Here is a 6,057-nt window from a genome sequence, read left to right as displayed (position 1 = left end):
GCCGTTGTTGTTGTTATTGTTGTTGTTGTTGCCACCCCGGCCGTTGTTGTTGTTATTGTTGTTGTTATTATTGCCGCCGTTATCATTCGGCACCATCGCGTGAATGCCTGTAGGCGCCGGGGCGGCGAAGGCGACGGTGGGAGTCATGGCGCCTGCTGCAACCAGCGCAGCTGATGCCGTCAGCAACGCCGTACGCTTTGTAAATTTGCTAAACATGATGATCCCTTCCCGCTGAGCACTGATGAAATTGATTCGTAGCCAAATTTGATTACGAGGATATTCTCTGCAAAATACGCCGCCGGGTCGGTTCCCGGCGATTCGAGTGAGTCATCCGGCTGACCTGATGACTTGATTAAGCCACTGACACTCCGGCCACTTCACCCTTCGGAGTCTCGCGACTCGACAGACGACGGCAACCTGAGTTGCCTGTCGTTTTTGACTGGATTCGCTGCCAGAGTCATTCCGGAGGCGCGGGGTGAGCGGCATGCTCACGGGCCGGTTCAAGCCGCGAACCGGGAGACACGGGTTCTGAAACGCCATGGCCAGCATGCGCTGCTGCAACCGGGGGCACATCGGGTGAACACCCCAAGTTCCACCCCGACACACCCCACATCCCACCCCGGTATCCCGCGACACCGCGCCACCGGCCGACCTGCCTGGATCGGTCTGGATCTTTTGCGCGGCTCCGGCCGCGGAGGGAAACTGGCTCGTGATGGACCTGCTAGAGCGAGAGGCCGTGCTCCAGGACCTTGCCGGTCACCTGCGGGCGGCTGTGAACGGCCCTGGACGTCTGGCCCTTGTGCGCGGCGAGGCCGGCATCGGCAAGACCGCCGTCGTGCACCGCCTGGCCCGGCTGGCTGATCCCAACATCCGGGTTCTGATCGGTGCCTGTGACCCGCTGGCCACACCCCGGCCCCTTGGCCCTCTGATGGACTTGGCCCCGCGCTTGGGCCAGGCGGTACGCACTGCCCTGACCGGGGCGCTGGCCGGCCCCTGCCGTTCTGATGAGGTCTTCGACTGTTTGCTCGCCGACCTGAGCGCCTATCCCAGCCTGCTGGTCGTGGAGGACATCCACTGGGCCGATGAGGCCACGATGGACCTGCTGCGTTACCTGGCCCGGCGCTTGCCGAGCGTTCCGGCGCTGGTGGCGGCCACTTACCGCAACGACGAGATCGGCCGCACCCACCATTTGACCTCGCTCCTCGGCACCCTTGCCGGCTATCCGTGGGTGTACCGCCACGACCTGGCTCCCCTGAGCCGCCGGGCCGTGGCCCGGCTGGCCACCGGACACGCCGTCGACGCCGAGCAGCTGTATCGCGTCTCCGCCGGCAACCCGTTCATCGTCACCGAGATCCTCGCTGCCCCTGCCGAGCCCATCCCGGCCACGGTGCGCGAGGCCGTCGCCGGTCGCCTGGCCGACCTCTCGGCCGCAGCGCGCATGGTCGTCGACGTGCTGGCCGTCCTGGGGCGCCGGGTCTCGCTACCGCTGCTGGCCAGCATCCTGCCGGCCCCGGAGGAGGCGCTCGATGAGGCCGTGGCCTGCGGAATCGTGTGCACCGACGGGCAGGTGACCGAGTTCCGCCATGAGCTGACCCGGCTGGCGGTGCTGGAGGCCGTCCCCGCCGCCTACCGTCTGCAGGTGCACCGGCACGTGCTGGCGGCGATGCGGTCCGGTCCGGTCGCTGTGGATGATCTGGCACTGCTGGCCGATCATTCCGAGGGCGCCAGGGATCCGACCGCCGTGCTGGAGTACGCGCCCGCAGCGGCCGCCCATGCTGCCGCATCGGGCGCGCACCGGGAAGCAGCTGCCCAGTACGCCCGCGCCCTGCGGTACGCCGACCGTCTGCCACCCGACCAACAGAGCTCCCTACTGGAGGGCCATTCACGGGCCTGTCTCCTGTCCGGCCGGCTGGATGAGGGGGTCGCTTCTCGCCGTACGGCGGCGAAGCTGCGCCGTACGCTAGGCGACCGGCTGCGCGAGGGCGAGAACCTGCGCTGGCTGTCGTGCTGGCTGTGGCCGTCCGGGCGGACCGCCGAGGCCAGACAGACCGGCCTGGATGCGGTGCGGGTACTCGAAGGACTGGGGCCGAGCCGGGAGCTGGCCTGGGCGTACCTGAACCTCTGTCAGCTGGCCTGCTATGAGCATGAAGGGGTGGCGGTGGCCGCCGCCCACGCCGAGAAAGCGATCGCTCTGGGTGAGCGCTTCGGCGATGCGGGGGTGGTCGTCCAGGCTCGCTTCCATACCGCGGCGGCACGAGCGCTGAGCGAAGGGTGCGGCTGGGGGGACTGCGAACAGGCGGTGTCCGGCGCGATGGCACAGGACTTGCCGGTGGACGCGGGCTTCATGGAGCTCATCATGTGCTGGTTCGCCGCACTGCAGCGTGATGCCGCCCGGACCACTGCGGCCGTGCGCCGGGCGGAAGCCCATTGCCTCGATCGCAACCTGCTGACCTACCTGCTGTGCACGAGGGCCTGGGGCAGCTGGGGGCTGCTGAACCGGGGCTTGTGGACCCAGGCGGACGATGCCGCACAGGACGTCCTGTCCCATCCCGGTTCACCACCGACCGGCCGGGCCCTGGCCCTGACCGTCCTGGGCCTGGTGCGGGCCCGCCAGGGCAAGGCCCAGGTGTCGCCGCTGCTGGAGCAGGCGGCGAGCCTGGTCGACTCGAACTGCCTGCTGGACACGGGCCTGGGGTGGGAGGCACGGGTCGAGGTGGCCTGGCTGGCCGGTGATCACGAGCTGGTGCAGGAAGAGGCACAACGCGGTCTGGCCGCGTTGGCAGGGCGTACCCATCCCTGGCTGTCCGGGCCCCTGGCCTGCTGGATCCACCGAGCCGGAGGAGCACCCCCGCAGGTGCCGGCGGCCGAACCCTACGCGCTGGAGCTGGCCGGCGACTGGGCCGGCGCCGCGGCACGATGGGACAGGCTCGGCTGCCCGTACGACGCCGCGCTGGCCCGCCTGTCCGGCGACGCACCCGCGCTGCACCAGGCCCTGGCCGCCTTCGAGGTCCTCGGCGCCCGGCCGGCCGTGGCACACACCCGCACCGTGATGCGTACCCGCGGTGTCCGCCCGGTCCGGCGTGGTCCGCGGGAGGCCACCCGGGTCAATCCGTACGGGCTGACCAACCGGGAGCTGGACGTCCTGAAACTGCTGTACGAGGGCCTGTCGGATGCCGAGATCGCCGCCCGCCTCTACATCGCCCCCAAGACCGCCGGGCATCACGTGGGCGCGGTAATGGCCAAACTCGGCGTCCACACCCGCCACGAAGCCGCCCGCAGACTCCACCAGTCCGAGCACTGACAGCGCTCCGCAATGGTTCACCCGGACGGCTTCCGGCGGAATCGGGGCTTCGGTCAGGGAAATGGGCTCTGCTCCGCTTCACCGCAACAATGTCGACGAGGTCCATTCATCCGGAAACGCGCCCATGGCGGCTGCCCTGGCTGGAGCGCATGCTCGTAAAACTGCCCCGCAGCATCGCCTTGAAAGCGTCTAATAGAGGCTGGCTCGCCGGTCGAGGGTTCCCTCGATCCAACCCGCTTGCCCGCGCCTTTCGTACGTCCCCGCCTTTCGGGTCGGGGTCGTGACGGAGATCGCGGCCACGCTCCGCCGGGGGCCCGGGGCTCTCACCGGGAACCCGTCACACCCGGCAGGTCGCACCCGTCGCCAGCGACCGCTCCGCAGCCGCCAGGATCTCCACCACCCGCAGGCCGAAGGCCGCCCCGCACGGGTGCGCCGCCCCGCCGTCCGCGGCGGCGAGAAGTGCGTCGAGCGCCCGTCCGAAGCCGGCCAGCGGGCTCTCGTTGCGCTCCGGCATCCGCACCAGCCCGGCCTCGCCCCGCAGCTCCAGGCCGACCCCCGAGACGGCGGCCGCCTTCGGTGTGGTGAGGCTCAGCGTGGCGGTGCTGGAGGCGCCCTCGGCGTGCCGGAGCACCAGGTGCACCGTGTCACCGGACCCCTCGGCGGCCGTCACCCGCACGACGTCCCCGAGCACCGGCAGCAGGACGGACAGCGCGTGCGGCCCGACGTCCCACAGCGCGCCCTTCTCGTGCCGCCAGGGCGAGGCGGCGTACGGACTGTCGCTCCCGGCGGCGTACACCGAGCCGAGCCACTCGCAGCGGGCGGTGAACCACTCGCCCGGCGCCGACCGCCCGGACTGCTCGGCGAGCCAGGCGGCCTGGTCGCCGCCGAAGCGGAGGGTGAAGAAGACCACCGAGGCACGCCCGGCCCGCTCGACGGCGTCGGCCACCCGCCGGGCCTCGGGCACCGTGAGCGCCACCGGCTTGTCCAGCAGCAGGTGGCACCCGGCCTCGGCGGCCCGCACCGCCAGCTCCGCCTGGACGGACGGCGGCAGCGCGATCGAGACGGCGTCCACCTCGGCCAGCAGCCGGTCGAGGCCGTCCGGGCCGCCGTACCCGGGCACCCCGTGCTCGGCGGCGAGCGCCGCCGCCGCCTCGGGCCGCCGGCCCCAGAGCCCGGCGAACTCCACCTCCGGGTGTGCCGCCAGCGCGGGCGCGTGCACCCGCCCGGCCCACGGCCCGGTACCCAACAGCCCTACCCGCATGCCCCTGCCTCCGTCCCGCACCGTGACCGCCATGGCCGACGACCCTCCCCTGCGGCCCGTCAGTCCCGGACCGACTCCAGCGGCTCGCCGCTCCTGCCGCCCGAGGTCTCGGGGTGCGCGGCACGGGCCTTGGCCGCCCGGCGCTTGAACAGCCAGGCCGAGAACGCACCGCCGACCAGGGCGGCGGCCAGGCCGATGTAGGAGAAGTCCTTCAGCCACTTCTCGGCCACCTTGCCCACCTGGTAGACCAGCAGCGTGGTGCCGCCGGCCCAGATCACGCCACCGAGCACGTTGGCGACCAGGAACTTCCAGTACGGCATCCGCAGCGCACCCGCGAGCGGCCCGGCGAAGATCCGCAGCAGGGCGATGAACCGGCCGAAGAAGACGGCCCACATGCCCCACTTCTGGAAGGAGTGTTCCGCGCTGTCCAGATGGTCGGGCCCGAAGTGCTTGGGGAACCTGCGGCCGAGCTTCTCGAAGAGCGGTTTGCCGCCCTTGCGCCCGATCGAGTAGCCGATCGAGTCACCGATGATCGCCCCCAGGATCGCGCAGATCGCCACCCCCCAGGGATTGACCGCACCGGTGGCGGCCATGATGGACGCCGTGACCAGGGCGATCTCACCGGGCAGCGGAATGCCGAGGCTCTCCACTCCGATGATCAGCCCGACCAGCGCGTAGACCGCCGCCGGTGGGACGCTCTCGATCCACTGATCGATGTGCAAGGCCGGTTACCTCCGTGGGCAGGACGAGACGGCGCGTCTCGCCCGGAACGAGCAGGAAGGGCCCGCGTTCCCCGACGAGTCCCCGTGAGGGCAGCCTAACCCGACGGCCGGCCCGCACCGGTAACGGACAGTGCCCGCCTTTGGTTCCTACCGCTGGTGTCCGGGGCCGCGCCGCCCGGCTGCCCGGGCCCGATCGAGCACCGGGGTTCAGCCCCGCTCCCGCTCCGCGAAACGCAGCACCACCACCGACGGCCGGCGCGCCCCGACCAGCGGCAACCGGGCCACGAACGGGATCAGCGTGCCGAGCAGCCCCCGGCCCCGGAGCGGCAGCACGTCCCGGACCTCGACGATGCCCGGGTGCGCGGTGGCCAGCTCGGCGCGGTCGCCGGCGTCCATACCGAAGGGCATCGGCGGCACCTGGTAGCCCCGGTTGCGCAGCCGTCCGGCGGTGGCCAGCCTGCTGAACCAGCGCGGGACCGCGTCCAGGACGAAGCCGGCGCCCGGAAAGCGCTCCGCGCAGCCGGCGATCAGCTCACGGACCTCGGTCGGCCGCAGGTACATCAGCAGGCCCTGCGCGATGATCAGGACGCCGTGTGCGGTGTCGACCTCGTCCATCCAGCTGTGGTCCGTGACGGAGCGGGCGAGAAGCCGCTGGCGCGGCCCGGGCGGCAGCAGCCGCTCCCGCAGCGCGATGGTGTCGGGCAGGTCGACGGAGAGCCACTGCGCGCGGCCGTTGTCGACCCGCCAGTACTCGGTCTCCAGCCCGTCGCCGA

General features: G+C 71.2%; 5 protein-coding genes. 1 reads left to right on the top strand and 4 read right to left on the bottom strand.

The window, feature by feature from the left end:
* Window positions 1–216 (bottom strand): hypothetical protein (locus tag UK12_RS40240; protein ID WP_197085330.1); only part of this gene is annotated, 216 nt, incomplete at its 3' end.
* 496 nt (window positions 217–712) lie between these two features.
* Between UK12_RS40240 and UK12_RS31595 the strand changes: the two genes are divergently transcribed.
* Window positions 713–3,301, top strand: a complete 2,589-nt coding sequence (locus UK12_RS31595; protein ID WP_082120116.1) for an ATP-binding protein — start codon at window positions 713–715, stop codon at window positions 3,299–3,301.
* Window positions 3,302–3,638: 337 nt separating this feature from the next.
* Here the strand turns inward: UK12_RS31595 and UK12_RS31590 are convergent, their stop codons facing one another.
* The 3 genes from UK12_RS31590 to UK12_RS41840 form a co-directional block, all read right to left on the bottom strand.
* Window positions 3,639–4,562, bottom strand: coding sequence for a Gfo/Idh/MocA family protein (locus UK12_RS31590; protein ID WP_045306644.1), 924 nt, complete (start codon window positions 4,560–4,562; stop codon window positions 3,639–3,641).
* Window positions 4,563–4,621: 59 nt separating this feature from the next.
* On the bottom strand, window positions 4,622–5,284 hold the full coding sequence (locus UK12_RS31585; RefSeq protein WP_045306643.1) for a DedA family protein: 663 nt from the start codon (window positions 5,282–5,284) through the stop codon (window positions 4,622–4,624).
* 207 nt (window positions 5,285–5,491) lie between these two features.
* Window positions 5,492–6,057 (bottom strand): class I SAM-dependent methyltransferase (locus UK12_RS41840; RefSeq protein ID WP_045306642.1); only part of this gene is annotated, 566 nt, incomplete at its 5' end.

The organism is Saccharothrix sp. ST-888 (genome assembly GCF_000955975.1).
In the GTDB taxonomy this organism is placed as follows: Bacteria; Actinomycetota; Actinomycetes; order Streptomycetales; family Streptomycetaceae; genus Kitasatospora.
The sequence above is the reverse complement of the archived record's forward strand: the minus strand, read 5'-3'. Positions and strand labels throughout refer to the sequence as shown.

Bases quoted from the DNA above. Each gene is read 5' to 3' on its own strand.
- UK12_RS31590 (WP_045306644.1), bottom strand. From the start codon at position 4,562: ATGCGGGTAGGGCTGTTGGGTACCGGGCCGTGGGCCGGGCGGGTGCAC.
- UK12_RS31595 (WP_082120116.1), top strand. From the start codon at position 713: ATGGACCTGCTAGAGCGAGAGGCCGTGCTCCAGGACCTTGCCGGTCAC.